This window comes from Paraburkholderia elongata, from assembly GCF_013177735.1.
GTDB classification, from domain to species: domain Bacteria; phylum Pseudomonadota; class Gammaproteobacteria; order Burkholderiales; family Burkholderiaceae; genus Paraburkholderia; species Paraburkholderia elongata.
This window is the reverse complement of the sequence record NZ_WOEZ01000267.1, coordinates 1-23,830: the sequence shown is the minus strand read 5'-3', so window position 1 is coordinate 23,830 and position 23,830 is coordinate 1. Positions and strand designations below refer to the sequence as shown.

General features: G+C 60.9%; 19 protein-coding genes and 5 pseudogenes. 17 read left to right on the top strand and 7 right to left on the bottom strand.

Annotation, left to right across the window (positions count from 1 at the left end; all coding sequences use genetic code 11):
* The first annotated feature begins 229 nt into the window (after positions 1 to 229).
* From GNZ13_RS44660 to GNZ13_RS44635, 6 genes are all read left to right on the top strand, one after another.
* On the top strand, positions 230 to 634 hold the full coding sequence (locus tag GNZ13_RS44660; protein ID WP_172177071.1) for a type II toxin-antitoxin system HicB family antitoxin: 405 nt from the start codon (positions 230 to 232) through the stop codon (positions 632 to 634).
* A 170-nt stretch (positions 635 to 804) separates the two neighbouring features.
* Positions 805 to 1,050: a hypothetical protein gene (locus GNZ13_RS44655; protein ID WP_172177069.1), complete on the top strand. Its 246-nt coding sequence runs from the start codon at positions 805 to 807 to the stop codon at positions 1,048 to 1,050.
* Between the two features lie 485 nt (positions 1,051 to 1,535).
* Positions 1,536 to 1,691 (top strand): hypothetical protein, encoded by a 156-nt coding sequence (locus tag GNZ13_RS44650; RefSeq protein WP_172177067.1) that lies wholly within the window; start codon positions 1,536 to 1,538, stop codon positions 1,689 to 1,691.
* Between the two features lie 68 nt (positions 1,692 to 1,759).
* Positions 1,760 to 1,966 (top strand): hypothetical protein, encoded by a 207-nt coding sequence (locus GNZ13_RS44645; protein WP_172177065.1) that lies wholly within the window; start codon positions 1,760 to 1,762, stop codon positions 1,964 to 1,966.
* On the top strand, positions 1,966 to 2,190 hold the full coding sequence (locus tag GNZ13_RS44640) for a hypothetical protein (protein WP_236002464.1): 225 nt from the start codon (positions 1,966 to 1,968) through the stop codon (positions 2,188 to 2,190). The genes GNZ13_RS44645 and GNZ13_RS44640 overlap by 1 nt, the downstream gene beginning before the upstream one ends.
* Positions 2,191 to 2,508: 318 nt before the next feature.
* On the top strand, positions 2,509 to 2,739 hold the full coding sequence (locus tag GNZ13_RS44635; protein WP_172177063.1) for a hypothetical protein: 231 nt from the start codon (positions 2,509 to 2,511) through the stop codon (positions 2,737 to 2,739).
* Between the two features lie 420 nt (positions 2,740 to 3,159).
* On the opposite strand, the gene GNZ13_RS44630 is transcribed toward GNZ13_RS44635, so the two are convergent.
* Together GNZ13_RS44630 and GNZ13_RS44625 are read right to left on the bottom strand one after the other, a co-directional pair.
* Positions 3,160 to 5,739 (bottom strand): penicillin acylase family protein, encoded by a 2,580-nt coding sequence (locus GNZ13_RS44630; protein WP_172177083.1) that lies wholly within the window; start codon positions 5,737 to 5,739, stop codon positions 3,160 to 3,162.
* A 189-nt stretch (positions 5,740 to 5,928) separates the two neighbouring features.
* A pseudogene (locus tag GNZ13_RS44625) lies at positions 5,929 to 6,589 on the bottom strand (3-hydroxyacyl-CoA dehydrogenase NAD-binding domain-containing protein); the annotation flags it as partial.
* Positions 6,590 to 6,829: 240 nt separating this feature from the next.
* Here GNZ13_RS44625 and GNZ13_RS44620 point away from each other — a divergent pair.
* The 3 genes from GNZ13_RS44620 (at position 6,830) to GNZ13_RS44610 (ending at position 9,627) form a co-directional block, all read left to right on the top strand.
* Complete coding sequence (locus tag GNZ13_RS44620; protein ID WP_172177081.1) at positions 6,830 to 8,275, top strand: IS1182 family transposase; 1,446 nt, start codon at positions 6,830 to 6,832, stop codon at positions 8,273 to 8,275.
* 766 nt (positions 8,276 to 9,041) lie between these two features.
* The gene (locus tag GNZ13_RS44615) at positions 9,042 to 9,296 is read left to right on the top strand and encodes a hypothetical protein (protein ID WP_172177061.1); all 255 of its coding nucleotides are present in this window, start codon (positions 9,042 to 9,044) and stop codon (positions 9,294 to 9,296) included.
* 82 nt (positions 9,297 to 9,378) lie between these two features.
* Positions 9,379 to 9,627, top strand: a complete 249-nt coding sequence (locus tag GNZ13_RS44610) for a hypothetical protein (RefSeq protein ID WP_172177059.1) — start codon at positions 9,379 to 9,381, stop codon at positions 9,625 to 9,627.
* Positions 9,628 to 9,883: 256 nt separating this feature from the next.
* On the opposite strand, the gene phaZ is transcribed toward GNZ13_RS44610, so the two are convergent.
* The 3 genes and pseudogenes from phaZ to GNZ13_RS54030 form a co-directional block, all read right to left on the bottom strand.
* Positions 9,884 to 11,119, bottom strand: a complete 1,236-nt coding sequence (gene phaZ / locus GNZ13_RS44605) for a polyhydroxyalkanoate depolymerase (RefSeq protein WP_172177057.1) — start codon at positions 11,117 to 11,119, stop codon at positions 9,884 to 9,886.
* 339 nt (positions 11,120 to 11,458) lie between these two features.
* Positions 11,459 to 12,970: a sensor domain-containing diguanylate cyclase gene (locus GNZ13_RS44600; protein ID WP_172177055.1), complete on the bottom strand. Its 1,512-nt coding sequence runs from the start codon at positions 12,968 to 12,970 to the stop codon at positions 11,459 to 11,461.
* A 332-nt stretch (positions 12,971 to 13,302) separates the two neighbouring features.
* Positions 13,303 to 13,598, bottom strand: a pseudogene (locus GNZ13_RS54030) (DUF2784 domain-containing protein).
* 176 nt (positions 13,599 to 13,774) lie between these two features.
* Between GNZ13_RS54030 and GNZ13_RS44595 the strand changes: the two are divergent.
* Positions 13,775 to 13,999 (top strand): CDGSH iron-sulfur domain-containing protein, encoded by a 225-nt coding sequence (locus GNZ13_RS44595; RefSeq protein ID WP_172177053.1) that lies wholly within the window; start codon positions 13,775 to 13,777, stop codon positions 13,997 to 13,999.
* Between the two features lie 245 nt (positions 14,000 to 14,244).
* Positions 14,245 to 14,604 carry a hypothetical protein gene (locus GNZ13_RS44590; RefSeq protein WP_236002463.1) on the top strand — a complete coding sequence of 120 codons (360 nt, stop codon included), beginning with the start codon at positions 14,245 to 14,247 and terminating at the stop codon, positions 14,602 to 14,604.
* A gap of 42 nt (positions 14,605 to 14,646) precedes the next feature.
* Here GNZ13_RS44590 and GNZ13_RS53185 read toward each other — a convergent pair.
* Positions 14,647 to 14,811 (bottom strand): annotated as a pseudogene (locus GNZ13_RS53185) (LysR family transcriptional regulator); the annotation flags it as partial.
* Between GNZ13_RS53185 and GNZ13_RS44585 the strand changes: the two are divergent.
* The 6 genes and pseudogenes from GNZ13_RS44585 to selA form a co-directional block, all read left to right on the top strand.
* A pseudogene (locus tag GNZ13_RS44585) lies at positions 14,802 to 15,187 on the top strand (ankyrin repeat domain-containing protein); the annotation flags it as partial. The pseudogenes GNZ13_RS53185 and GNZ13_RS44585 sit on opposite strands and share 10 nt — an antisense overlap.
* A gap of 160 nt (positions 15,188 to 15,347) precedes the next feature.
* Positions 15,348 to 18,419 (top strand): formate dehydrogenase-N subunit alpha, encoded by a 3,072-nt coding sequence (fdnG, locus tag GNZ13_RS44580; protein WP_172177051.1) that lies wholly within the window; start codon positions 15,348 to 15,350, stop codon positions 18,417 to 18,419.
* A 20-nt stretch (positions 18,420 to 18,439) separates the two neighbouring features.
* Positions 18,440 to 19,384, top strand: coding sequence for a formate dehydrogenase subunit beta (gene fdxH / locus GNZ13_RS44575; protein ID WP_172177077.1), 945 nt, complete (start codon positions 18,440 to 18,442; stop codon positions 19,382 to 19,384).
* Positions 19,374 to 20,000, top strand: a complete 627-nt coding sequence (locus tag GNZ13_RS44570; RefSeq protein ID WP_172177049.1) for a formate dehydrogenase subunit gamma — start codon at positions 19,374 to 19,376, stop codon at positions 19,998 to 20,000. The genes fdxH and GNZ13_RS44570 overlap by 11 nt, the downstream gene beginning before the upstream one ends.
* Positions 20,001 to 20,201: 201 nt before the next feature.
* Positions 20,202 to 21,134, top strand: a complete 933-nt coding sequence (gene fdhE / locus GNZ13_RS44565; RefSeq protein ID WP_172177047.1) for a formate dehydrogenase accessory protein FdhE — start codon at positions 20,202 to 20,204, stop codon at positions 21,132 to 21,134.
* Positions 21,135 to 21,150: 16 nt separating this feature from the next.
* A pseudogene (gene selA / locus GNZ13_RS44560) lies at positions 21,151 to 22,534 on the top strand (L-seryl-tRNA(Sec) selenium transferase); the annotation flags it as partial.
* Between the two features lie 579 nt (positions 22,535 to 23,113).
* Here the strand turns inward: selA and GNZ13_RS54510 are convergent.
* Positions 23,114 to 23,374, bottom strand: coding sequence for a patatin-like phospholipase family protein (locus tag GNZ13_RS54510; RefSeq protein ID WP_407945702.1), 261 nt, complete (start codon positions 23,372 to 23,374; stop codon positions 23,114 to 23,116).
* Positions 23,375 to 23,830 lie beyond the last annotated feature (456 nt).

The following is a 23,830-nucleotide window of genomic DNA, read 5'->3' as shown; positions in this document are numbered from 1 at the left end:
AGTCAGAACACAGGGCGCCATCTGAACAGATCACCCTGTGCATATGCGGTTTCTGGCTTTCCTTGATGAAGCGTCGGCATGACCAGAGAAAGTCATTGCGTATTCGTACATGAAGCGTCTAATGAAGCATGCGTGCAGACTTCATCGGCTGTCGCTCGTACAAAAAACACCCCCAGCATAGCGTTGCGCAGTGAGCGTCTGTCGGCGCTCCGCTCGCAAGGAGCAGGTCATGCAATATCCGTTGTATGTCCACCGGGATAGCAATACTGGCTTTCGCGCCAGTTTCCCCGATTTTCCGAACGCCGATGCGAGTGGCGATTCGTTTGACGAACTGACACGCAATGCTCAGGCGGTTGTGGAGTTGATGTATGACCACAGCGAGCAGCTCATACCCGCACCCACCTGCAATACATCGGAATTGCATGCGCTCGACATGGATGACGGCGAAGGAATCTGGATGTTTGTCGATATCAACCTCGCTCGGGTTACCTCGAAAGCCGTGGGCCTTCAACTCAGCCTGCTTGAGAGCCTGCTTCAGCAAGTCGATGCAGCAGCAAAAGAACGTCACATGACACGCTCGGCGTTCATCACACTGGCTGCCGTGCATGAACTGGAGAATCGACAAGGCAGGTAATCGTCCTGCTGGCCGGCTTCCTGACGGGCTCTCGCCGATGCATGACACCCGTCATGCTGCGACGGGCGTTACAACTTGAATCCGAATACGATGTGGCGCCTCGTCTCAACTATGAAGGCGGCGGCAATAGACGATTGGCGAACCGGTTTGTCTCACGGTGGGAGAGCAGCATGATAGATGACCAGGTGAATGCGGAAGAACTGGCAGAAAGCAAGAAACAGAGAGAAGCAGCAGAGACCGCAACCGATGATGGTATGCCGGTCGTGCCGGAAGGTAAGGCCGGAGATGTTAAGGTGATTCAGTACAGGACACCGAAGCAATGGATGAAATACGCGATGAAGTGGCCAGGAGAGGGAGGTTCCCCCCTGCAATCGGGAAGGTCGGTGATGGTTAGGCGGAAGCCTGATCTGCCTTGACATGGCGGAATTGGCGAGACCGGCGAAGCTTTGGTTTTCTGATTTCCGGGACGCAGAATGCTTTTGATTGGAAATCCGTGATCCGGCGTCGCACCTTGACGATAGGCCGCGGCTGCGAGAAAAGAAGCGCACGAAACAAGGATCGGTGAATGACAATCGCCGCTTTTATTTCTCTGGTTACCTAAGATATAAGCATGGTTCTGACCTCAAAGGAGGCTGCCATGAGCCAGTCGATGATCAGTTTTGTAGTGGGGGTCGTGGTGCTGCTATGCGTCGCGATATTCGTAGCGACACGGTACAGGCGAGAACACAAGGACGAACCAGTTGCCCGTTGGCTAGACACGCATCCGATTCGCGACTGGCTGCGCCATAAGCACTAAATGACACAAAATATGATCTTTGAAGCGCTGGCGTACGCGAGTGCTAATTCTCTACGGCGTAGTCCGTCGCCCGGTGTAAATCGAGAACAAACTGAAAAGGATGATATGACGTACGCAATGTGGGGCATCCTGATCGGGATGGTGCTGATGTCCGGCGCGTCGCTGCAGCGGTATAGGCACAGCCGTCAGCGGAAGCGGGAGATCCAGTGGCTGGATGAACACCATGTATTGGACAGGCTAGGCAAGCAATTCGGATTGTAGCCCCGGAAATGACGCGCGCTCGGCAGCTTGCCACGTTGCAAAGACTGTTTCCTCGAGGAGTTAACGAAATGACCTTGAATTATGCAGGCAGGTCGCATGATGAAGCCGTGGCAGCTCAGCACAAGCAGAAACAAAAGGCACAGGAACAAGCGGGCGGCGAGATGGCGATAGAAGGGACGGAGGCCGACGCGGAGCATAGTTGCGGCGAACTCTCCGAGCGGGGCAAGCAGGTATGGCGAAGTGGAAGCGGGATCAACGGCGGGGGGAAGGAGTGATGTGGCCTTGTCGATCCGGAGCGATGCGGGCGGAGTACGCGTCGCCTCTTGATGAAGGCGGCGATTTGTACGCCCGTGCAAAGATCTCCCGGCGCGCCTCGGTGGGCGGCGACACCGTCGAGGTCAATTGGTCGGGCGACCTCGGCGACTATCCCTCCGACGCAGACGCTATCGAGGCGACGCAGCGCTGGGCGATCCCGTGGTGCGACGCGAACTCGGCATAGGCCGAGCGATTTGACTCCTCGAATCAGATCATTGGAGACAGTTATGCAGCCTTGCAATGCCTGTCGCGAATTACTTGGCAAGCCAGCCAGCGTTCCCCCGCATGGCGATCTTGCAGCTTCCGGCGTTAGTGCAATCGGGCCGCCGAGCCACGTGACGAAAATCAGCAGCAACTGGAATGGCACGGTCTGCGGAAGCTGGCTGTACCAAAATACACCTGCTGGCACCCCTCCTAACGAGTGGGTGATGGGCGAGCATCAGCTAGCTTGGCCCGAGAAGGCGTGACAAGCGGTGCTTCGAAAATCACGACGGAGGCTGGTATGCTGCGACGCAACGAGCTATATAGGGAATGTAAGCTGGACGGCGCAGTCGATGGTGACGCACTTACCGGGTTCTATATCGCCGCGCAGACGATACAGCTCGCGGCGATCGGTGGCGCACGCAACGTTCCGATGCCAATTGCTCGATTTCGTGACGCGTCGGCTGCATTCGCAGATGGGTTCAATCGGCTTCGCGCTGCGGTTGACGAACACGAAGGCAAGCCAGGCTAGTCTCGCACATTGGTTCACGGAACCCTGCGGGAAGTCACGCGCCGCACGGGAACGGTTGGCTACAACGTGCAGGTTGCAGTTGACGTGAAACGATTGGCTCATGTCGGGCCGGAAGCTGCCGCTCACGAGTCGTTTCAGAACGGCTCAAAGGGGTCGTGAAGCGTCAGTGTTGCCCGCCGGAGCCGCCGTTCGAGGATCCCGAAGACGTGCCGAAGCATCACGCCGGTTACGGTCGTGCTTTCCGGCCGTGCCGTTGCGATAACCCTTCTATCACACATAGAAATAGCCCTGAAAGACGCGATTCTCCGGATGCCGCCGCGACAGATACCCCAGCCAACGCGTGCCGTTTGTACATCGGAAGGTCTTGGCCAGCTTGCCGGTCGCGACGGGGGTGACTATAGACTTCTTCAGTCTGCCTCACTATTTTGGTTCGGCCACGTCAAGCCTCTCCACTTGCCGCGTATGCTGCGCCACATCGGCGTCGTCGAGCCATAGCGCCTTACGGCCAAAGCCCGTGTACAGCTCGAGCTGGTCTGCGTAGTGCGTCGAGCGTGTGCCGTCCGGTGCAACGAAGCCGCTCTGGCCTGGCGCGACCACATCCGATGCCTGGACCTTGCCTGCTGCGCCCTCGCTGCCGAACACAATCAGGTCGTTTTCCGTTCCGCGATTCTGGTATTCCGGAACATGGATGGCTTCCGACCCATCAGCCTGCGGTACGCCGAAGAAGTTATTGGCGCGGAACGTCAGGGTCACAGCAGGCGTTCTCCATTGAGTGATGTCGTCGCCGTAGCGTTGGGACAGCGACTTCCATGCATCGTCCAGCGCGGCGCGGATCACGTCGTCAGGTTGCGCGCCGTTGAACAGGTCGACGCGTTGCGGCACACCGGAGCGCGGTCCGAGCAACGCCTCGTACAGGATCTTGCTGCCCGCACTCAGGTTCACCGAGCCGGTCGGGCCGTCTTGGGTTGTCTCATAACCGCTTGCCGTGTACCACTTGTCGAACGGTGCGGGAACGGCCATCACGACGGTTCGACCGAGCATCGACGTGAGCCACGCATTCATGATCGCGGAGCCGGGCTGCGCGTATTTGCCAGTGTCTTTCGGATCGTCGTTGATGCCGTTCCAGTGCGCCAGCGAATCGGCCACGCGGCGACGCGGATCGTCATTGGGTAGCGTTGCAGTCGCGCGCTCGATGAACGGCAGGAACGGGTGCACGTTCAGGTCGGCGCGGCTCGTTTCCTTGAGGATCTGCCAGACGTCGTCTGTATCCAGCGTGGCGTGCGCATCGATGCGCCGCGCGATTTCATCGACACGGTCCGCCTGACCCCACAGGAACGCGAACAGGTCCGATGCGGGATAGCCCTTCTCCGGCGAGTTGTTCCAGTTCGCGATGTAGCCGCTGCGCGGGTTATAGATCTGTGGATTGGTCGAGAAGGGCAACAGACCGCGCCAGTCCCATTCGCCGGTTCCAGGCACCGGTAAGCGCGGATCGTGTCCCGCGCGACGCTGCGGATACTTGCCCGTATGCGCGTAGCCAATATTGCCGTCACGGTCCGCGTAGTACCAGTTGATCGTCAGTGCCTGGCGCGCGGCCTGGGCGGTCCAGCTTTTCCAGTCGTGCGCCTGTGCCTGATGGGTCCACGCGAGCAGCGACTGGACTTCGAGTCCGTTCCAGGCGCGTGCTTTCGCGTACGCGGTATGCGTGGTGTCGTCGCGCTGCATCACGATGCCGTGCACGGTGCGGTAGACGTCGAGCGTCACGGGCGCGGCATCCTTCACGTGAATGATCTCCGTGCGCTTTTCCATCTGCACCCATGCACTGTTGTGCCAGTAGAAATCGGCGCGAGCAGGATCGATGCGCTCGGCGAAATTGTCGATATCGTCACCGAAGCCGGCCGTCGAGCCCCACGAGATCCGGCCATTGTGGCCGAACAGCATGCACGGATACGCAAACGGCGTATTGCCCACGATATTGAAGCCTGCGCCATGCAATCCGACGCCATAGGTGTATGCCGGGTTGAACCAGCCGAACTGCGGGCCGTTCAGCATGATGGCTTTCGCCCCGCGCGCACGATGCTTGCCGATGATCCACATGTTGCTGGTAGTCGGAAAGCCGGCGAGACCATTGGCGCCGCTCGCCGCATACTGCGCCAGCACCGTGTTGCGGTTGGCAACCGGATCGAGCGCGAGCAGCATGCCGTCGGCCCCGCGCGCGAGGCGCTCGGCCATCGGCGGCGGGCCATCGTAGCGAGGCAGCGTATAGGCGAGCGGGCCGCTGCCTACCTGTGCGCCCAGCTTGACCGGATAGGTGCGTTCGTCGGGGGCGATGGTCGTGCGTGCATCCGGATTCACCAGCCATTTCAACTGGTTGAAGAGTTCCATGCCGCGTACGTCGCCGTACCTGTCCTTCAACGCCGTGAGCAGCGCAAGGTTGTCCACTTCGCTCGTGCTGTCGGAGAAGCGGTTCGCCATTGTGCCGACGAATACCATCGCCACATCGAATGCGCTCCAGTTCGACGGCGCGAAGCCGAAGTCGTTGAACTGCCTGGGCATCAGCGTGGCCCGGTGGGCGCGCACCTGCGCAATCCAGGCGTTCATGCCATCCGCGTAACCGTCGAGAATGTCGCGCTCGTTTTTCGGCAATGCGGCGATTTGCTGTTCGATCGACGCGGGCCAGTAGTTGCCGCGCGTCGCCTCGTCGAACTTCTCGAATTTCTCGCCGAGCACTTCGGCCACCGTGCCCTGCGTGCTGCGTTTGGCCATCTCCATCTGGAACAGGCGGTCTTGCGCTACTGCATAGCCGTAGCCATAGAAGAGCTTATAGGTGGTGTCCGCGTAGATCTGCGGCACGCCGTATTCATCGCGCTTGATTACGACCTGGTGTGTCGTCGTGCTGGTCGCATGGGCAGTGGAGGGTAGCAGCGGGAGCAGAAGTGCAGCAAAGGCAACAAAAAACGCCCATACGCGTGCGTGCCGTGAGAGGCGGGACGGTTGAGGCATGATATCTCCATCATTTAGAAAGACACATACCGCGGTATCGATCAAGGCACCGCCTCCTTCACAGAATAGACCGTGTCCACGAGACCGGGCCATCTTCAAACCGGCGAGAGGAGTCGGGCGAGGATCGTGTTCATCAAGAATTCGGGTGGGCATGAGAACCTCACAGCGTGCGTCGGACGAAAGGAAATTCAGCGAAGGCGTGAACCGGCGATCGTACAAATACGCGCGAAACACCGACTCGGTCACGGCAAAGTTGACGTCGTGCCCGATCAGGTCCATCAGTTCGAACGGTCCCATGCGGAACTGGCCCGCATCGCGCATCACGGCGTCGATGGAAGCGGGATCGGCCGCCTGCTCGGTCAGCACACGCAAGCCTTCCGCATAAAACGGCCGCGCCACGCGGTTAACAATGAACCCCGGCGTCGACTTCGCGTGAACCGGTGTCTTGCCCCAGGCTGCGGCCGTCAGATAGACGCGCTGCGCTGTCTCCTTCGAGGTTGCCAGTCCGCTGACCACTTCCACCAGCGCCATTACTGGGGAGGGGTGGAAAGTGCATGCCGACCAGCCGCGCCGGATTGCGCAACGAAGCGCCGATCGCGGTGATCGAAATGGACGACGTGATGGTGGCGAGAATGCACTGCTCTGCCACGATGTCTTCGAGATCACCGAAAATCTTTTGCTTGATATCGAGCCGCTCGGCCACGGCTTCGATCACGAGGCCAGCGTCGCGAAGATCGGCTAGACCCACGGCCGCGCGGATTCGCGCGATCGTGGCCTGTGCCGCGTCCGGGCTTAGACGGCCTTTGTCCGCCAGCCGCGTGAGCGCGGTGGCGATGCCGGTCAGCGCCCGCGGCGTTCGGCCACCCAATTAATGCACGCACCAAAGTCGGAACGTGTCCGAACTTAGCCGGATGTTGAGCGACTCAGTTGGCCGATGACCTGACGCACGAACCAGAAAAAGGATCGACCGTTGTACCTCGTAAGCGGCTATTGAAGGGCGCGCGGAGATGGGCGGCAGTTGTGGGTCGAGCTTGTGTGAAAACGCGCTGATCGCCTAAACTGGATTAACTCATTCAGCTTGGGTGACCGGATGAAGCGATTCATAGAAGGTGAAGATCGCAAGCAGGTGACGCTGCTTCCAGAGTGCCTCGATGACTTCGCCGCAGAGGACAACCCGGTCAGGATTATCGAGGCGTTTGTAGAAGAGCTTGACCTTGCATCACTGGGCTTCGATGGAGCAATGCCGTCGACTACAGGTCGCCCGTCCTATCATCCAGCAGTGCTGCTGAAGATCTATATCTACGGCTACCTGAACCGGGTTCAATCGAGCCGGCGTCTTGAGCGCGAATGCCAGCGCAATGTTGAGTTGATGTGGCTCACGGGTCGCCTGGCTCCGGATTTCAAGACCATAGCCGACTTTCGTCGTGACAACGGTATCGGCATTCGCAACGTGTGTCGCCGCTTCGTGATGCTGTGCCGTGAGCTGAAGCTGTTCTCGCAAGCGCTGGTCGCCATTGACGGCAGCAAGTTCAAGGCAGTCAATACGCGCGATCGCAACTTCACCGAGGGTAAGGTCGACAAGCGCCAGAAGCAGATCGAGGAGAGCATCCAGCGGTATCTGAACGCGCTGGAGACTGCCGATCGTACGCAACCGGCTGAGCTGGAAGCGAAAACGACTCGATTGCAAGACAAGATCGCGCGCTTACGCGAGCAGATGCGAAACCTCGATCAGATCAAGCAACAACTCAAGACGCAGCCTGATGGCCAACTCTCGATGACTGATCCCGACGCGCGCTCCATGGCGACGAGCGGCAAAGGCTCGGAAATGGTGGGCTACAACGTGCAGGTGGCCGTTGACGCCAAACACCACCTCATCGTCGCTCACGAGGTCACAAACTCTGGCAGTGATCGGGCACAGCTCAGTCCTATTGCGAAGGCTGCGCGCGATGCGATGGGCAAGACCAGACTGCGGGCAGTCGCCGATCGTGGCTACTACAGTGGGCCTCAGATCAAGGAGTGCGCGGATGCAGGGATTGCAGTGATCCTGCCGAAGCCCACGACGTCAGGCGCGAAATTCCATGGCCGGTTCGACAAGGCAGACTTCATCTACATTGCACGGGACGACGAATACCAATGTCCAGCTGGAGAGCGGGCAATTTACCGATACACCAGCGAGGAACACGGGATGCAGCTACATCGATACTGGAGCAGCGCCTGTTCGCAATGCAAAATAAAGTCACAGTGCACTCCCAGCGGCCAACGACGGATAAGTCGATGGGAGCATGAGTCGGTGCTGGAGGCAGTTCAACGTCGGCTGGACAAGACGCCTGATGCGATGACAGTGCGCAGGCGAACCGTCGAACATGTCTTCGGAACGTTCAAGCATTGGATGGGCTACACGCACTTCCTGACGCGCAGGCTGCCCAACGTGGGAACCGAGATGAGCTTGAACGTACTCGCCTACAATCTCACGCGAGTGCTGAGAATCCTTGGCTTCAAGAAGACGATGAAGGCAATGCGGCTGGTGGGTGCATGAGCACCCCGTAGGTCCTGAAACAAAGCCCTTAAACTCGTCTGGAACGCATCAGAGAGGTTCACCTTCTCGTCGTCGCCATGATGGCCCCAAAGGCAGCCGAACGCGCCGCTGGGGTCAGCGGTCATGCGTCGCATTGTAATTCCATCGGGTTTCCACACGACCTGGGTCGACTGCAGCGGCAGTTTAGTTTTAAACCGGCTCAGAGAGAAATTCCGACCTTTGACGAACGACAAATCGGAGGCCGATAGAGGGCACGGCGTGGCGCTTCACGGCTAACGTGAGCTGAAAATCCCCGCAGGCAGTCCCGCTATAATCTCCCGTTCTCAAACCGCTCCCTGCAACTCCGAAGCCGTGTCCTCCAAACGAAATAAGTCGCGCAGTGCCCGCGGCCACAAACCGCTGACCAGGGCGCTTCTGTTGCCAATGGATCGGGCGTCGGCACGCGAACAGTCTCTCGCCAATCATCTTGCGCTGGTCGCGTGCCGGAGCGGTCACGGAAACGGACACCTGGTCAATGAGCTGATGCGCGCGGTGTATCTGAGCTGGATTCTGCAGCGAGCCGGGTATGGCACAAGGTTTGTTGCCTGGCGCGAATTCACCGAACTCGCCCAAAATCCGACTGCTTTCTGAACGATCGTCGCCCCTGCGGGGGTTTCGTCTCACGCGCAGCAACTTGACAATGCCCTTGAATCTGACCCCCGATCCTCTTCGAGGGAAGATCGCCAGCGAGTGCTACGATTCCTCGAACGCTGCGATGGAGGGCGAAATGAGCGCACAACTGTCGGAATACAAACAGGGGCTTTACATTCAGGCCAATGTCCCGAATTGGCCTGATCAGGCGACCTTCACCGGCACCGTGTCCATCATTGACAAGAGAGGCGCGACTGCGACCGACACTAGGTACACGCCGAACTGGGTGAGGCCGGCGCAATCCGTGGACGAGGCGCGCGCCATTCTTCTTAAGTACGGCATAGACGTCATCGAAGGAAGGGCCCAGCAGGGCAGTGACGTTAATGGGTGACACTGCGCGTACCATGGCTCCCTGAAAATGATTGGGCGTTCCTTCATGCTGCGATTTCTCCCAGATAACAGGAGTCGAGTTCATGGAGGATAAGCGCAACTACGAGTACATGGGTTTCGAGATGACTTCCGGTGTCAGCGGAGACTCGACCAACGGGTTCTACGTCGCCACGCAATGGATCAGGGAGACCACGCAGGCAAACCGGATCAACGTGCCGATTGATGGTATTTCCGCAGGCCGCTTCCACAGTCTGGAAAATGCATTTGATGCGTCGTTTGATCGTATGAGGACAGCGATTGACCGCCAGGTGAGGACTGGGCGCACATCCTGATCCTGCGGCACATCTTCGATAGTCCGTCGCCTGGCCGTCGGGCAGCGCCCGCACTATCGCGCCACTGAAAAGAATAGGGCGTTCCTTCATGCTAGGATTCCTCAAGACGGGTGCAACCTGAGCGACGTCAGCATTGACCAAACGATGCGCCCTCGAACCCGCGGGCGGCGCCGAGCGGTTCGCAGCCCATCAGGGTTCGTTGCGTTTTGCTGGCCACGAGGACAGAGATTCTGGCTGACCTGGAAGAGCGCCCCGGTCAGCGCACCGACGCCCAGAACTGGACCACGGCGGGGTGAATCACGTCGTGCCACCTCGGGCCAGTGAACAGGTCGTAGTGGTCGCAATCTGGTATCGTCAAACGGCAGCGCTTCTGTACCGGGATCGCATTGCAAAGCGCGTGAGCGGCATGCGTCTGGCCCGCGCCGGCAATGTCGTCGCGGTCGCCCTCGACGGTGCAAAGCGCCGTGGATGCGAGATCCAGCGGCTGCACGCCGCGTCCACTGACGCACCATTCCCCACGGGCGAGGTGCTGTTCCTGAAAGATCACGCGGATCGTGTCGAGCAGATAGTCTTCGGACATGTCGAGGATCGCGGCGTATTCGTTCAGTGAGCGCAGGCTGTTCGCGATGGCTGTCTCATCGACTGAGAGGCGGCTCGACCAGTAGCGCGATTCGAGTGCCAACTGGCGGTGCGGATGCGTGGCGACGATCGCCGCGTGCTGGATGAAGCCCGGACAGACCCGGCGGCCTGAACCGGCATAGCGGGGCGGAACGGTATCGATCACCGTGTCGCGAAACCAGTCGAGGCTGTGGCTTTGCGCCAAGCGGTCGACGGCGGTCGGGTTGAGGCGCGTGTCGATCGGCCCGCCCATCAGCGTCAGGCTGAGCGGTGGCACTTCTCCTTCACTCGCCAGCAATGCCGCGGCCGCAAGGGTCGGCGCGGTGGCCTGGCAGACGGCGATGACGTGTGTATTCGCGCAGCCCAGTTTTCGCAGAAAGCGTTCGACCGCAAGCACATAGTCGTCGAGTCCGAAGCGGCCTGCGGCAAGCGGCACGTCACGTGCGTTGGCCCAGTCGGTGACGTACACATCGCCGTCCTGCAGCAGCGTTTCGACGGTCTCGCGCAGCATGACCGCGTGGTGTCCCGCGAGCGGCGCGCAAAGGAAGATGTCCGGTGGCGCAGTGCGGCTTTGACCGCGCCTGGGTGCAACGGGCGCCGGCGCGCGCGCGAATTGCCGCAGCGCGCAAAACGGCGTGCTGTCGACCACCTGTTCGACCACAGGTACCGACCGGTCGCCGACCGTCACCGCCGCGATGCCGAACGGCGGTGGCGCGGGGGTCGGTCGAACCAGCCGGTACAGCCAGTCATAGCCGGCAGCGGCGACGGGCATGCAAGGCATCGCCGGCGACGTCCAGGCATCGCATCCGCGCATCGCCCAGTTGCTGAGCGACTGCATCGGGTCACGCTGCTCCTCAAGCCACGCATACCACATGCTGTCTCCTGCGTGCGTCCGGGTCCGTCCGCCGTCGAGGCCGAAGGGGCATCGGAGAAACGTCAACGAAACGCGCTTGACGGCGATCAGCGCGCCGCGAGAATGTTGGGTAGGCGTAAGGATTCGTGCGGAAATGCGTATCATCGCCCGCCAGGCCTTGCCACGCCTGGAACGGACGGCGCACTCGACCTCCCACTAAATGACGGATGACACCGGCTGGCGCGTCGGGTCGCCCTGAATTCCGGAATCGAAAGAAGGCTGAAGCCGGGTCTGAAGACGCACCCTGCAGCGGCGACCATGCGTCGCTGTGCTCTCCGACACGGCTCCAATGTACGCTCGCTATGCCTCGCAAACCCGGTTACGGCCGGTTGACTTCGCTTCGTATAGGGCTGAGTCAGCCATTTTCACCAGAACCGCGCCATCGTGGACCGCCCGCCCCTGGGACGTGACCACGCCGATGCTCGCGGTCACACAGCCATACTGGCTCTGGACGTGTTCAATATTGAGATCAAATACGGCATGCCGAATGGTTTCGGCAATGTTCGTGGCACCTGTTGAGTCGGTATCGGGAAGGGTCACCACAAACTCTTCGCCGCCATACCGGGCCACGTGGTCGGCCGGTCGGCGAACGCACAGGGCCACGCATTGAGCAACGGCTCTTAGCACCTCATCGCCCGCCTGATGACCATAGTAGTCGTTGTACGCCTTGAACTGATCGATGTCGACGAACAGCAACGACAGCGGACGGCCGGTGCGATTGGCCTGTTGCCATTCTTTCTGCAGCGTTTCGTCGAAGGTCCCCCGGTTGCTCAGCCCCGTGAGGGCGTCCGTACGCGCCAGATGCTGTAGTTTCGATTCCGCAAGCTGCCGCCTTTGTAGTTCTCGAGACAGCAGCAACGATCCGGCTACAAGGATGACGCTGAACACCGCCATCACGATCCCGAGTCGCCAGGCCCGGCGTTGCCATTCAGCGTAAATGTCGCTCTCTGCAGGTGCCACGTCGACGATAATCGGAAGCCCGGGTAAGTGTTTGTACACGTAGAGCCTGCGGATCCCGTCGATTGAAGCAGTGCCTGCGAACGCACCCTCGGTGGTCGCCATCGCCCGGATGAACACAGGGGCGCTCTGGATGTTCCGTCCGACTACCTTTGGGTCGTACGGCAATCGCGTGATCATGGTTCCGTTAGTCTCGATCACTGCCGCGGTGCCGCGCTGTCCGACAGACAGGCCGTCCAGTAGGGCACGGAAATAGTCGATGCTCAACGTCCCGACCACGACACCACCGAAGGAGCCGTCCGCGTGCGTAATCCGGCGACTCAGGGCAATCGTGAGCGCTCCGTCTCGCAACCGTGACGCGTAGGGTTTGCTGATGTAGAGGCCTACGTTGCTGCTGTCACGGTGAAAGGTGAAATAGTCACGGTCAGCGAAGTTTCCTACGCGCGCCGGTATGAATCGGGAGTCCACAATGATGTCACCGCGCTCATTCATCACGAAGATGGAGCCGAGGTACTTGCCCGAAGCGGCGCGGTCGAACAACACCTCACTTCGCAGCTTCGAGGGGAGTGCCATTACCTGTGGATCCGCCATGCCGTCCACTACCGCCTGCAGAGAAAGATCGTAGAGTTCGATGTTGCGAGCGATATCCCGCTCGATAACCAGCATCAGGTTCCGCGCGTTCTCCTCGGCGCGGGTGTAGGCATCGTTACGTGACTCGAAAAGCACCCACGCGCACAGGCTGCACGTGAAAAGCATCAGCAGGACACCACTAACGATTACACCAGGCGGCGACAACACATGAGAGGCGGCCGACGAAACAGATCGGCGCACAGAAAGCGACAGTGACGAACGCATGGAGCCTCATGAGACGAATTCGTACGCGCAGCCTGAACGGACGTCGCCGCGCACGGGGGGCGGCTCGCGTGCTTTATGATCAATAGATCATGGTTATCTCTCCCGGCACGCCAGACCCGAATAAACTCGATTATCGCCGCAGAGGATCTGAAGAAATCATTACTTGAGTAGTTTACTGGAAAGCCAAAGACTGAGGCGCGGACACTCGGCAACCTGAGTGCGCTCTACAGCCAGACTCAACGACCGCGTGAGGCCGAAGAGACCAGGCGTGAAGCAGCCCGGCTTCTCGACACAACGGACGCGCCGTAGATCGTACGGCAACCGCCTTTGAGTTACGTGTGTTGTCGGGGCGGGGCCCCGCGCCAGGTCAGCAGCACCACCAGAGCGAACACCACGTATTAGAGCGTGAACACCCAGGCCGGCATATCGTAATAGAGCAGGCGGCCTACCCAGCAGTGACAAGCTCGACACCAGGCCGATCGTGAACAGATGAGCGAGCCGGAACAGCCGATGGTGTACCCATTCCCAACCGAGGCCCGAGCCAACCCAGATCGCCGCGAGTCCGCCCACCATAAAAAGCGCGATCAGCGCGTGCATCACGAGCACCGCATCGGCGATGCCAGATCATGATGTCCTCATACCATTCGCGGCAAACCTTTCGACAAGCTTTTGTGCGATGCCGCAACGCTCGCCGCACCTTCACGCGGTATCAGATATAGACTGAAATTGACCTGTATTCAGGTTGCGGCATCGAGTGTCCCGAACGTGTGCGGAACGCGTGATTCAGAATCAGCGGAGGCGTAAATGGCGACTGCGATTATTACCCCCCGGAATGACGGCCCGTACCACATAAAGGGCGACTTCAAGATTACCACTCAAGGCGGGAAAAATATTGAGGTGGATAAGGATGAGGTCTGGCTGTGTCGATGTGGCCACTCGCAGAACAAGCCATTCTGCGACGGTTCGCACAAGAAGTACGAGTTCAGGAGCAATCTTGACGAAAAGCCGCAGGAAGGTGAAACACCCTGATGCATCCGGCGCTGTCGACAAGTTCGGCGCGGGCTTCGCACACGCGTCAAGGCTGCGCGTCGTCCCAAGGAGACTGCGCGTGGTTTCACGCTGCCTGGGCGCGCGCAGGCATACAGGAAAAGCAGACGATGGGGGCGCGAGTGTCACGGACATCGCTAACCGGAAGGCGCGTTCTTGCAGTGCTCGTACTCTGCATAGGTGTTACGTGCCTGGCAATTGGCGCGCCGCTGCTGTTCGAGTTGTCAATGATCAGCCGTGCCATGAGCGATTTTCGGCTGGATGAGGCAGTCGAAAACGCCCGAATTTCCCGTGGCGAAAAGCCTGCTATCGAGGATCTCCTTAACCCGCCATACCTGAAGCGATACGGCCTGGACCTGAACTTGTACACGGACAAGCAGGGCCGTTTTTTGCCAACAGGCTCTGACTGGCAACAATGGGGACTTCGGACAAAGGCGGCGGCGACTGTGATGTGGCTGGGTCATGATCCGCCCGGGACATGGTGGACCTTCGGTCAGATAAGGTGCGTCGACCGCTTTTACGAAGCTTATGGCGACAGCGAGCCGATTGTCGATGTCGCTGATGCTTGCCTCGGCGAGCCACATTGAGCAACGTATGTGCAATCGGGGAAGCGCGGCCGAGCAGGTCGACTAGCGCTGCAGTTCCGACAAGATTTTTTCGGCGAGAAAGTCGCATGGCGGCCGCTTCGATTTCGCGCTCCGCGCAAATATCAGTTCCAGCGCGGCGATCTCGGGCAAACCCTGCGCATGGCCGAGCAAGGTAAGGTGAGGGGGAACCGCGCAGCGCGCCAACGGCGCAGACCTTGATCGGGCATGGTGCGAACGTCCGCCAGGCCGACGTGTTGGGCGTGACGCCACTGATGGCCGCGGCTTATGGCGGATACGACGAACTCGTCGCGTTGCTGCTTGCGCACGGCGCCGATCCAACAGCTACCGATCGGGTCGGCAAAACCGCGATGGAGTATGCGGCGGCCCAGGGACACACGGCGGTGGTGCAGCGCTTGCTGGATGCCGGCGTCGACGTCAACCGCATCTACAAGAACAACCTGACCGCGCTGATGTGGGCCGCCGGCTACGATCATCCGGACGCGACAACCGCGGGATGACCGCCCAGGACATCGCCGCGCAGACCGGCTCAGGTCACGCGGCCGTGCTGTCGTCCGCGCACTAGCGAACCGCTTCGGCATCCTCAACGAGCGCACGCTCCCGCTTCGCCACTTCATTTGGTGTGCCAAGTGAGGGTTTATCCGCTGGCCGCCCGACAGAATATTCGAAAATCGCTATCTATACTGGTAGTTGATGTGCAACGTCTACGTCCGAGGGCCGCCACCATGGTCAATTTGACGAGGCGCCAGTTCCTGAAGGTCACCGCCACATCGCTGGCCGGATCGAGTATCGCCCTGATGGGCTTCTCGCCGGAACCAGCGCTCGCGGAGGTGCGGCAGTACAAGCTGGCGCGTACCACTGAAACCCGCAACACCTGCCCGTATTGTTCAGTGGGTTGCGGCGTCCTGATGTACGGTCTGGGCGATGGCGCAAAAAACGCCACGGCCAGCATCATCCACATCGAAGGCGACCCGGATCATCCGGTCAATCGCGGCACGCTATGCCCGAAGGGCGCAAGCCTGATCGACTTCATTCACAGCCCGAGCCGTCTGACCCACCCGGAATATCGCGCCCCTGATTCCGACAAGTGGCAGCGCATCTCGTGGGAAGACGCGCTCGACCGCATCGCTAAGCTGATGAAAGAAGACCGCGACGCCAACTTTGTCGAGTCGACGGACGACGGCAAGAAGGTCAACCGGTGGCTGACGACCGGTATGCTGGCCGCGTCGGCGAGCAGTAACGAGGTCGGTTACCTGACGCACAAGGTGGCCCGCAGCATGGGGCTACTGGGCTTCGATAACCAGGCGCGTGTCTGACACGGCCCGACGGTGGCAGGTCTTGCCCCGACGTTTGGCCGTGGTGCGATGACGAATCATTGGGTCGACATCAAGAACGCGGACATCATTCTGGCGATGGGCGGCAACGCCGCCGAGGCACACCCGTGCGGCTTCAAATGGGTCACGGAGGCAAAGGCCCACCGCAAGGCGCGCCTGATCGTGGTCGACCCGCGCTTTACGCGGACTGCATCGGTCGCGGACTACTACGCGCCGATTCGCACCGGCACCGACATCGTCTTCCTAGGCGGCATCATCAATTACCTGCTGACGAATGACAAGATCCAGCACGAGTATGTGCGCAACTACACGGACCTGTCGTTCATCGTGCGAGAGGACTTCGCGTTCAGCGACGGGCTCTATTCAGGTTACGACGCCGACAAGCACGGCTACCCCGACAAATCGACGTGGGACTACGAGCGCGGCGACGACGGCTTCGTGAAGGTGGACGCGACCCTGCAAAATCCGCGTTGCGTGTACAACCTGATGAAGCAGCACTACGCGCGCTACACGCCGGAGATGGTTGAGAAGACCTGCGGCACGCCTAAGGATAAATTCCTGAAGGTGTGCGAGATGCTGGCGTCCACCGCGTCGCCGACTCGCGCCGCCACCATCATGTATGCGCTAGGCTGGACCCAGCATTCGGTCGGCTCGCAGATGATCCGTACCGGTGCGATGGTACAGCTGCTGCTCGGCAATATCGGCATCGCGGGCGGCGGGATGAACGCGCTGCGCGGGCACTCGAACATCCAGGGGCTGACGGACCTTGGACTGTTGTCGAACCTGCTGCCGGGGTACATGACGCTGCCGTCGCAAGCCGAACAGGACTACGACGCATACATCACGAAGCGTGCGACACAACCGTTGCGCCCGAACCAGTTGAGCTACTGGAAGAACTATCGAAGCTTCTTCGTTAGTCTGATGAAAGCATGGTGGGGCGATGCGGCGACGGCCGGGAACAACTGGTGCTTTGACTACCTGCCGAAGCTCGACAAGCCATACGACATGTTGCAGGTGTATGAGCTGATGAGCCAGGGCAAGATGAACGGCTACATCGCACAGGGCTTCAATCCACTTGCGTCCGCGCCGAACAAGGCGAAGATGACCGCCGCATTTTCGAAGCTGAAGTGGCTCGTGATCATGGACCCGCTCGCGACCGAGACGTCGGAGTTCTGGAAGAACTATGGCGAGTTCAACGACGTCGATGCGTCGAAGATCCCGACCGAAGTGTTCCGGCTGCCGACCAGTTGCTTTGCCGAAGAGCGCGGCTCGCTCGTGAACTCGGGGCGCGTGCTGCAGTGGCATTGGCAGGGCGTCCAGGCGCCGGGCGAAGCGAGGAGCGATCTGGAGATCATGTCGGGGTTGTTCGTGCGCATGCGCAAGATGTATCAGGACCAGGGCGGCAAGTTTGCGGACCCGATCGTCAATCTGAGCTGGCCGTATGCGAACCCGGCAAGCCCGACGCCTGAAGAGCTGGCAATGGAATATAGCGGCCGCGCGTTGGCCGGCCTGACCGACCCGAAGGACCCGACCAGAGTGCTGGTGAAGCAGGGCGAGCAGCTGGCGGGCTTTGCGCAACTGAAGGACGACGGCAGCACATCGAGCGGCTGCTGGATCTTCTGCGGTGCGTGGACGCAGGCGGGCAACCAGATGGCGCGGCGCGACAACGCGGACCCGACGGGCATCGGGCAGACGCTCGGCTGGGCATGGGCATGGCCGGCGAACCGGCGCATTCTGTACAACCGCGCGTCGTGCGATGTGAACGGCAAGCCGTTCGACCCGACCCGCAAGCTGATCGCGTGGAACGGCAAGACCTGGGGCGGAGCCGACATACCGGACTACAAGGCGGACGAACCGCCGGAAACCGGCATGGGTCCATTCATCATGAACCCGGAAGGGGTTGCGCGTTTCTTTGCCCGCGACGGGATGGCCGAAGGCCCGTTCCCCGAACACTACGAGCCGTTCGAGACGCCGCTCGGCTACAACCCGCTGCATCCGCAAAACCCCAAGGTAACGAGCAACCCGGCGGCCCGCGTGTTTCCGAACGACCGCGCGGCGTTCGGCAAGGTAGCGGAATTCCCGCATGTCGCGACGAGCTATCGGCTCACCGAGCACTTCCATTACTGGACGAAGCACGCGCGGCTCAATGCGATCATTCAGCCGGAGCAGTTCGTCGAGATCGGCGAGGATCTCGCGAAGGAAGTCGGGGTGGTGGCCGGAGACCGGGTGAAGGTGTCGTCGAATCGCGGGCACATGGTTGCGGTGGCGGTGGTCACCAAGCGCATCAAACCGCTGATGATTGACGGCAAGAAGGTGCAGACCGTCGGCATTCCGTTGCATTGGGGCTTCAAGGGCCTCGCGAAGCCGGGCTATCTGATCAATACGCTCACGCCAGTGGTCGGCGACGGCAATACGCAGACGCCGGAATTCAAGTCCTTCCTCGTGAAAGTCGAGAAAGCCTGACCACGCGAAAGGAGAACATGATGGCGCTGCAATCGCTCGATATCAGGCGCGTGTCGGCCACCACGGTGCAGCCGCCGTCAGTGCGCGAGCCGGCTACGGGTGGCGTCGCGAAGCTGATCGACGTCACCAAGTGCATCGGCTGCAAGGCATGTCAGACCGCGTGCATGGAGTGGAACGACCTGCGCGACGAAATCGGCACGAACGTCGGCGTCTACGATAACCCGCCCGACCTGACCGAGCACTCATGGACGGTGATGCGATTCGCCGAATACGAGAACCCGGATGGCAACCTCGAATGGCTGATCCGCAAGGACGGCTGCATGCATTGCGAAGATCCCGGCTGCCTGAAGGCGTGCCCTTCGCCCGGCGCGATCGTCCAGTACACGAACGGCATCGTCGATTTCCATGAGGAAAACTGTATCGGCTGTGGCTACTGCATCACCGGCTGTCCATTTAACATTCCGCGCATTTCGAAGCGGGATCATCGTGTGTATAAATGCACGCTGTGTTCGGATCGTGTCGCGGTCGGCCAGGAGCCAGCGTGCGTGAAGACCTGTCCGACTGGCGCGATCGTGTTCGGCACCAAGGACGACATGAAGCAGCACGCGGCGGAGCGCATCGAGGACCTGAAGGAACGCGGTTTCGAGCATGCGGGCTTGTACGATCCGCCCGGCGTCGGCGGCACGCACGTGATGTACGTGCTGCACCACGCGGACAAGCCTTCGCTGTATCACGGGCTGCCGGACAATCCGCGGATCAGCCCGATGGTGCAGTTGTGGAAGGGCATTGCGAAACCGCTTGCGGTGGCCGGCATTGCGTTGGCGGCGCTGAGCGGGTTTTTCCATTACACCCGGGTTGGGCCGAACGATGTGACGGAAGACGACGAACAGGCCGCGCGCGATGAAGCAAGGCGGATCAAGGACCAACGCGGGGGCCAAACTCAGGAGCACGCAGATGAAGCATGATGACCCGAACCTGATCGTGCGGTACTCGCCGAACGAGCGCACGAACCACTGGATCACTGCGATCACGTTCGTGCTGCTCGCGTTGTCCGGTCTTGCGCTGTTTCATCCGTCAATGTTCTGGCTGACGGCGCTGTTCGGCGGTGGGCAATGGACGCGTATCCTGCATCCGTTTGTCGGCGTGGTGATGTTCGTGTCGTTCCTGATTCTTGCGTTGCGTTTCTGGCATCACAACTATCTGGACAAGAGCGACATCCAGTGGGTCAGGCAGATCGACGATGTGCTCGCTAATCAGGAGGACAAACTGCCTGAGATCGGCCGCTACAACGCCGGACAGAAGCTGCTATTCTTTGCAATGGTGGCTTGTCTGGTGCTATTGCTGGCAAGCGGGATCGTGATATGGCGGCGGTATTTTTCGTTTTTTTTCCCGATTGACGTGATTCGCCTCGCGGCGGTTGTGCATGCGATTGCCGCGTTTGTTTTGATCGTCGGGATTGTCGTGCATGTTTATGCCGCCCTTTGGGTCAAAGGGTCCATCGGCGCGATGGTGCGCGGAACCGTTACCCTCGGGTGGGCCAGGAAGCATCATCCTCGGTGGTTTCGGGAGAGTGTTAAGTAGTTTTTTTGCCGCGCAGGAGAACACGCGCAGCAGTAAAAAAACACCTCAGCAAGCCGCAGAAAGCAGACGCCCCAAACAAGTGGCAACGCCAATAGAAAACCAGAGTTAGCAGGAAGCCTGCACAGCAAAAAGCTTGCGCAGCAAAAACAACCCACCCCACCAACAACTGATAGTTTTCCCGTTCCATGAGGTACCCACCCCGTGGTGCAACGAATTCTAGAACCTGGTCAGATCGAATCGCTCGATCATTCGGCTATTCCACGTATCCGCCTGCCGGAGCGGGCCACGCTATTCGCGACGCGCGCGGCGCGCCTGCGCAAGCTCGCAGACAGCAATCCGATCGGCGGCTATTTGCGCCTGATGGCCTCGCTGGCCGATGCGCAACAGCAGGTGCTGGCAAACTTTGAAGCGCACAAACCGTCCGCCGAGGCGATCGCGCATGCACAGCAGCATTCGATGCCGCTGGTGCCAGCGCTGTCGCCCGGGCGTGATCCGGCGTGGCACGCCGTGCTGCATCATCTGCTCGATGGCGTCGAAGCGGCAGGCGCCGTGACAGCGACGCTCGGAAAGGTGCTCGATGGAATGCGCGCGAAAAGCGCAGAAGAACTCGACACCCAGGCCGATGCGGTCCTTGTCCAGCGCTACACTGAAATCGAGCCGGCTACGGCGCCGTTCACCATGGCGGCGTTGCAGGTGGTCTGGACCGATCTTGCGAGCCGGCTCGATCCGCGGGACATCCCGTATCTCGACACGCCAGGCGTCTGCCCGGCGTGCGGCGGCCAACCGGTGGCGAGCATCGTGCGCGTCGGCGGTCAGTATCAGGGCTACCGGTACCTGCAATGCGGGCTGTGTGCGAGCGAATGGCACATGGTCCGCACGAAGTGCTCGAATTGCGATTCGACCAAAGGCATCGCGTATCACGGCATCGAAGGCGGCAACGAAGCGTTGAAGGCCGAATCGTGCGACGAGTGCCATACGTATCGCAAGATCGGCTATCAGGAGAAAGACTACGACTTCGAGCCGCTCGCCGACGATCTCGCGAGTCTCACGCTCGATCTGTTGATGAGCGAAGCGGGCTATCAGCGCAGCGGGCCGAATCCGCTGCTTTGGCCCGAAGTGCCGTCGGATGCATAAGCGGGAGAAGCGGGGCGTGAGCGAAGTATCTGGGAATGAATTGAATGCGCTGCTGGCGCACGTACCGGCGGTTGAGCGCGTGATGCAATCAGCAGCGGTGCAGCCGTTGCTCGGCGAATATGGTCGCACGCAGGTCGTCGACGCGGTGCGCGCCACGCTGGATGCGTTGCCGCGCGATTTGCAGGACGCTGCCGTGAACGCAGGCGGCGCGGCGGCTCATGCCAGTGTGCCGTCCGCAGCCTCGTGCGATGAAACGCAGATCGCTGCGCAGGCCGGCCGCGTGCTGGCTGCGCGTGCGCAGAGCCGTCTGCGCACGGTGTTCAATCTCACCGGCACGGGTGCTGCACACGAACCTGGGCCGCGCGCTGCTGCCCGACGAAGCCGTGCGCGCGGTGGTTGAGGCGCTGACGCGTCCGGCGAACCTCGAGTTCGATCTTGCCACGGGCAGTCGCGGCGACCGCGACGACCTGATCGACGAACTCATCTGCGAGTTGACTGGAGCGGAAGCCGCGACCGTCGTGAACAATAACGCGGCCGCGGTGCTGCTGACCCTGTCGGCGCTGGTGTTGAAGAAAGAAGTGATCGTGTCGCGCGGGGAACTGGTGGAGATCGGCGGTGCATTCCGTATTCCCGACATCATGTCGCGCGCCGGTGCCAGGCTGCGCGAAGTCGGCACGACGAATCGCACGCGTCTGAAAGACTACCATGAAGCCATCAGCGCGCGTACCGCGATGCTGATGAAAGTCCATTGCAGCAACTACGCGATCAGCGGCTTCACGACAGGCGTCGAACTCGAAGAGCTCGCGCCGCTGGCCCGGGGGTACGGCCTGCCGGTCGCCGTCGACCTGGGCAGCGGCACGCTGACCGACCTGACGCAATGGGGCCTGCCGCGCGAGCCGACCGTACGTGAAACCATTGAATCGGGCGCGGATCTCATGACGTTCAGCGGCGACAAGCTGCTTGGCGGATCGCAGGCGGGCCTGATCGTCGGCCGTGCCGAGCTGATCCGCAAGATCAAGAAGCATCCGCTGAAGCGCGCGCTGCGGGTCGGCAAGCTGACGCTGGCCGCGCTCGAGCCGGTATTACGCCTGTATCGCGCGCCCGAATTCCTGCGCGAATGTCTGACCACCTTGCGCCTGCTCACGCGGCCGGCAGGCGAGATGCACGCGCTCGGCGGGGGCTACACAGTGAGCGCGGAGCCGATGTTCAGCCAGATCGGCAGCGGCGCGCTGCCCGTCGATAAATTTCCGAGCTGCCGGCTCGTGGCGCGCAATGCGTCGGCCAAGCGCGGCGGCCGTGTACTCCTGAAGCTCGAAAAGGCGTTGCGCGACTTGCCGCGCCCGGTGATCGGCCGCATCGTCGACGATGCACTGCGGCTCGATCTGCGCTGCCTCGATGCGCGTGTAGTGAACTTCGGGTCGGCCTTGCCGATCCTTCTCGATCGGCAGTTCCTTCCATTGGCACCCCAGGTACAGCAGTCGCAAAATGTAGTTGAAGATCGCATGCAAGCTCAGTTTCGGTGCGTGGCCACGGTTGCCGGTGCCCAGATGCGGCAAGACAAATTGCTTGAACTCTTCGGCACTCAATCTCGTTGGAATCCCTTGCCATGGCTGGCTTTTCGCCATTTCGACCGCCAAAGCAACGGGATTTTAGCCGATTCGCGCGATGCGGGCGAAACCCATGCCCGCTGTGACTTTCAACCAATTCCGGTGGCTGGACAAAACCCGCAACCAGTTGCACGTTGTCGAGCAATACCGGTGGAAAGCCGGGCGGCAGGGCACCGCTTGCCATGATGTGTTCGGTCGTCAGTGCGTGCGCAGCACTGTCGAAATACCGCAGCTCCCCATTCGGCACATCGACTGCGCCGACGCTGAGCCGGGTGGGGCCATGGCGTCGCAGGCGTTCGAAATCGACCAGGCGCACGAGCGTCTGACGCAGAGGATCTGTGTCGTAGAAACTCACGCTGGCATGGCCCCAGTTCAACGCGAACGGGATCTCCCACGGCGCCCTGGGCGTGAAGAATCCGGGCACGCCTGCCACCGGGCTGCGGGTCTCGCTGCAGACCGATTCGACCGTTTGCAGCGCGCGCGGCAGCAGGAGCGGGAGATGCGCGGCGCGGTGAAGAAGGTGCGCAGCTGCGCCACCCGGCACTCCGGCGGATTGCCGGCAATGAGGGCGCCGTTGATGGCGCCAATCGAGGTGCCGACGATCCAGTCGGGCCGCACGCCGTCGTCCTCCATGGCCTCATAGGTACCCGCCTGGTAGGCGTCAAGGGCGCCGCCGCCCTGCAAGACCAGGACGTGGAGCGGTGGCGGCGGCGTTTGGCGCGGGCGGGACATCACGGTTCCTTTCTTTTTGCCTGGGGCACGTCCGGACTCGCTCCGGCCGACAGCTCGGATAGCTTGCAGATCAGACAACGCTTGCCCTACGCATGACGAGGACCGATCACTTTCCGGAACATCCTCTGCCCGAACCGGCACGCTGCCGCCTGGCGACCCGGGCAGGGGTAGCCTCAGCCGGGTTTATCGAACTATTCTGGATGCATGCGCCGTTCATCACGATTGATCGCATGGAAGTTTCGAGTTCCGAGCGGAACCACACACGGACCTTGAACCGGGTACTGTAGCAATTCACGTGGTGGCCGCCGGCAGCGTGGCTGACTGACCCTTTGGTGCGTCGAGCGTCAAGCTCGATTG

What these genes read in the sequence shown, in the direction of transcription:
- GNZ13_RS44660 (WP_172177071.1), top strand. Translation starts at nt 230, where the DNA reads ATGCAATATCCGTTGTATGTCCACCGGGATAGCAATACTGGCTTTCGC.
- GNZ13_RS44655 (WP_172177069.1), top strand. Translation starts at nt 805, where the DNA reads ATGATAGATGACCAGGTGAATGCGGAAGAACTGGCAGAAAGCAAGAAA.
- GNZ13_RS44650 (WP_172177067.1), top strand. Translation starts at nt 1,536, where the DNA reads ATGACGTACGCAATGTGGGGCATCCTGATCGGGATGGTGCTGATGTCC.
- GNZ13_RS44645 (WP_172177065.1), top strand. Translation starts at nt 1,760, where the DNA reads ATGACCTTGAATTATGCAGGCAGGTCGCATGATGAAGCCGTGGCAGCT.
- GNZ13_RS44640 (WP_236002464.1), top strand. Translation starts at nt 1,966, where the DNA reads ATGTGGCCTTGTCGATCCGGAGCGATGCGGGCGGAGTACGCGTCGCCT.
- GNZ13_RS44635 (WP_172177063.1), top strand. Translation starts at nt 2,509, where the DNA reads ATGCTGCGACGCAACGAGCTATATAGGGAATGTAAGCTGGACGGCGCA.
- GNZ13_RS44630 (WP_172177083.1), bottom strand. Translation starts at nt 5,739, where the DNA reads ATGCCTCAACCGTCCCGCCTCTCACGGCACGCACGCGTATGGGCGTTT.
- GNZ13_RS44620 (WP_172177081.1), top strand. Translation starts at nt 6,830, where the DNA reads ATGAAGCGATTCATAGAAGGTGAAGATCGCAAGCAGGTGACGCTGCTT.
- GNZ13_RS44615 (WP_172177061.1), top strand. Translation starts at nt 9,042, where the DNA reads ATGAGCGCACAACTGTCGGAATACAAACAGGGGCTTTACATTCAGGCC.
- GNZ13_RS44610 (WP_172177059.1), top strand. Translation starts at nt 9,379, where the DNA reads ATGGAGGATAAGCGCAACTACGAGTACATGGGTTTCGAGATGACTTCC.
- phaZ (WP_172177057.1), bottom strand. Translation starts at nt 11,119, where the DNA reads ATGTGGTATGCGTGGCTTGAGGAGCAGCGTGACCCGATGCAGTCGCTC.
- GNZ13_RS44600 (WP_172177055.1), bottom strand. Translation starts at nt 12,970, where the DNA reads ATGCGTTCGTCACTGTCGCTTTCTGTGCGCCGATCTGTTTCGTCGGCC.
- GNZ13_RS44595 (WP_172177053.1), top strand. Translation starts at nt 13,775, where the DNA reads ATGGCGACTGCGATTATTACCCCCCGGAATGACGGCCCGTACCACATA.
- GNZ13_RS44590 (WP_236002463.1), top strand. Translation starts at nt 14,245, where the DNA reads ATGATCAGCCGTGCCATGAGCGATTTTCGGCTGGATGAGGCAGTCGAA.
- fdxH (WP_172177077.1), top strand. Translation starts at nt 18,440, where the DNA reads ATGGCGCTGCAATCGCTCGATATCAGGCGCGTGTCGGCCACCACGGTG.
- GNZ13_RS44570 (WP_172177049.1), top strand. Translation starts at nt 19,374, where the DNA reads ATGAAGCATGATGACCCGAACCTGATCGTGCGGTACTCGCCGAACGAG.
- GNZ13_RS54510 (WP_407945702.1), bottom strand. Translation starts at nt 23,374, where the DNA reads ATGGAGGACGACGGCGTGCGGCCCGACTGGATCGTCGGCACCTCGATT.